A 2,812-nucleotide genomic window follows, 5' to 3' on the forward strand; every position below is an offset into this window, starting at 1 on the left:
TAGGTGGCGGGTAGTTCACAATGACAGGATACGGTAACTTTTTTATAGGAGGAATTCTCTATGAATAAAGATGCTGCTTTTTTCTCTAGCGTGGTTGTGGCTAGTGTTGCCCTTCTCTCTAGTATTTTTGTTTATCAAACCTTTGGCCTTGGTGGAGCGATCCTAACGATTCTCGGTGGAGCGTTTTGGATTGGAGTTGGCTACTATTTTAAAAGATCTAAATCTTAATCTATGAAATTCTTTTTCTTATCGATATGATCGTGTAATTACTTAAACTCTTAGACAAAATCGTCTATAATAAATTTTGTTATCATATTTCATAGATGTAGGTGGTCAGATTGAATAAAACGCAAGCATGGATTTTAGCCTCAAGACCTAAAACCTTACCTGCAGCAGCTGCACCCGTTCTGGTTGCAACCTTGATTGCATTAAAAGATGGGGTCTTTCAGTTTTGGCCAGCGTTAGCGGCCTTAGTTGGTGCTTTATTAATTCAAATTGGAACTAATTTTGTTAATGATTATTTTGATTTTAAAAAAGGGACGGATACAGAAGAGCGCGTAGGTCCAGTTCGAGTCACACAGTCAGGCCTTTTAAGCCCGAAAGAAGTAATTATGGGCACATGGATTGTATTTGGTCTTGCTGTTTTAGTGGGAATTTATATTTTAATCATTGGGGGTTGGCCTATCTTTGTGATTGGTCTTTTATCCATTCTTTTTGGATACGCCTATACAGGTGGTCCATATCCTTTATCCTATAATGGATCTGCTGATATCTTTGTCTTTATTTTCTTTGGTTTTGTTGCAGTTGGAGGAACCTATTATATTCAGGCTGGAACGATTAGCCCACAAATTTATTGGGCTTCTATCCCTATTGGATTATTAGCCACAGCCATTCTTGTTGTGAATAACTTTCGTGATATTGAACAAGATCGGGTTGCAGGGAAAAAAACATTGGCTGTACGCTTTGGTAAAAAAAGAACACAGCTTTACTATTTTCTCTTACTAGGCTTAACTTATGTTGTTCCTGTTATCATGTGGTTATCAGGACTAGTAACCTATTGGATTCTACTCGTTTTACTTTCCCTACCGTTGTGCTTCTCCCTTGTGAAAGATATACTGCACAAGAAGGGTACTGCTTTAAATGAAACGTTAGCAGGAACAGGCAAATTAGAATTGCTTTATGGGATTTTGTTTTCCATTGGATATCTATTAGGTTAAGATGAGTTTGTATATTCTAACGCACTCGGTTGTCCGTGTATTTCTTAAAGGGGAAGAAAGCGATACTTCCTTTAACATTTTAAAAAGGGGACTAGGTATTCGTTTATCACGATTTACCGAGTCCCCTTAAATTATATTGAATCAAGGTTTGATAGGCCTCTTCGATATTTTTGGGTTCTCCCTCTCTTAGCCAACTAATCATGACCTGACGAAAGCTTCCCACAAAGGCCATCGCGCTAATCTGAATATCTTGCTTAGGAAGCATGCCCTGATCTGTTAATTCTTTTAGATCTGCTAAAGTTAATTTGATCAGCTCTTTTTCAATCTCATCTAGTTTACGGTTAAAAGCATGATTAAAACTAGGAATCTGAACTAATAGGATTTTTGCTAAATGTTGTTCCTTCGCAAAAAGGCGAATCGTTGCTTCCATAGAAGCTTGTAATTTATCAATGACTTGTTCATGCTTTGCTCTTTCTTTTTTAATTGAGTCTAAAAGCTTGGCATACATCTCATCCACAATCGTTTCTACTAATTTTTCTTTGTTAGAAAAGTAGAGATAAAATGTTCCTGTTGCAATTCCTGCTTTCTTCGCAATCGATTTTATCGAAATTGCACTATAACTTTCATTGGCCAATACTTCTTTAGCTACTTTAATAATCGATTCTTTCTTATTTTCAATTTTCTTTTTTACTTTTTCTGTTTTTTGGTATGCCACGTTGTCTCTCCCCTAAAAACCGTAAATGCTCATTCCACCATCAACAAAGATCGTATGGCCTGTCACATAGCTAGAGGCTTCAGATGCTAGAAAAACGGCTGGCCCAACAAGCTCTTTCACATCTCCTACACGTCTTAGAGGTGTTCTACTGATAATTTCATTATAATAATCTTCATTATTTAAAAGTTTTTCAGTTAATGGGGTTCTAAAATACCACGGTGCAATTGCATTCACACGAACATCATGTTTCCCCCATTCAAGAGCCAACGTTTTGGTCATTTGAATAATTCCGGCTTTTGTTGCCGCATAGGCTACTCCTGTTCGTAAAGCTACTTGGCCTGCCACTGAGCTAATATTGATGATTGACCCACTTTTTTGTTCAACCATATGTTTACCTACTGCTTGGCTAGCAAGAAATACAGATTTCATATTCGTTTGAATGATCAGTTCCCATTCTTCCTCAGGAACATCTAAGGCAGGTGTACGAATATTCATCCCTGCATTATTGACTAACACATCAATTTTACCAAAGGTATCTAGCGTTTTAGCAACCATTTTCTCAATCTCTTCTTTTTTCTTTACATCTGTTGAGATTCCAATCGCTTTTCGCCCTTTTTGTTCAACTTCTAAAACCGTTTGCTGAATATCTTCTTCTGTTCGTGCGACTATCACTAAATCAGCTCCTGCTTCAGCTAGTCCTAAGGCCATCGCCTTACCAATCCCTTTTCCCGATCCTGTTACAACAGCTACTTTGCCATCTAAACGAAAGAGGTCCATTTACGTCATCTCCTATTTTCTATTTAAATTTAGTATTTTACTTAAATAATAATCTTCCTCCATTATATCCCAAGGTGTGCGAAATCGGGTAGGAGGCTGGCCC

At 37.5% G+C, this 2,812-nt stretch carries 4 protein-coding genes; 2 read left to right on the forward strand and 2 right to left on the reverse strand.

Going from position 1 to position 2,812, the window contains the following annotated elements:
• The first annotated feature begins 60 nt into the window (after nt 1–60).
• Both U473_RS14810 and U473_RS09820 read left to right on the forward strand, forming a co-directional pair.
• Nucleotides 61–228, forward strand: coding sequence for a hypothetical protein (locus tag U473_RS14810; protein WP_161937322.1), 168 nt, complete (start codon nt 61–63; stop codon nt 226–228).
• Nucleotides 229–338: 110 nt separating this feature from the next.
• A complete protein-coding gene (locus tag U473_RS09820) occupies nt 339–1,217 on the forward strand; it encodes a 1,4-dihydroxy-2-naphthoate polyprenyltransferase (protein WP_201024183.1) in 879 nt (292 codons plus the stop codon).
• Between the two features lie 106 nt (nt 1,218–1,323).
• On the opposite strand, the gene U473_RS09825 is transcribed toward U473_RS09820, so the two are convergent.
• Nucleotides 1,324–1,932, reverse strand: a complete 609-nt coding sequence (locus tag U473_RS09825; protein WP_068725841.1) for a TetR/AcrR family transcriptional regulator — start codon at nt 1,930–1,932, stop codon at nt 1,324–1,326.
• A 12-nt stretch (nt 1,933–1,944) separates the two neighbouring features.
• Complete coding sequence (locus U473_RS09830) at nt 1,945–2,709, reverse strand: SDR family NAD(P)-dependent oxidoreductase (RefSeq protein ID WP_068725843.1); 765 nt, start codon at nt 2,707–2,709, stop codon at nt 1,945–1,947.
• Between the last annotated feature and the right edge of the window lie 103 nt (nt 2,710–2,812).

This window comes from Tepidibacillus decaturensis (assembly GCF_001561915.1).
GTDB lineage: Bacteria > Bacillota > Bacilli > Tepidibacillales > Tepidibacillaceae > Tepidibacillus_B > Tepidibacillus_B infernus.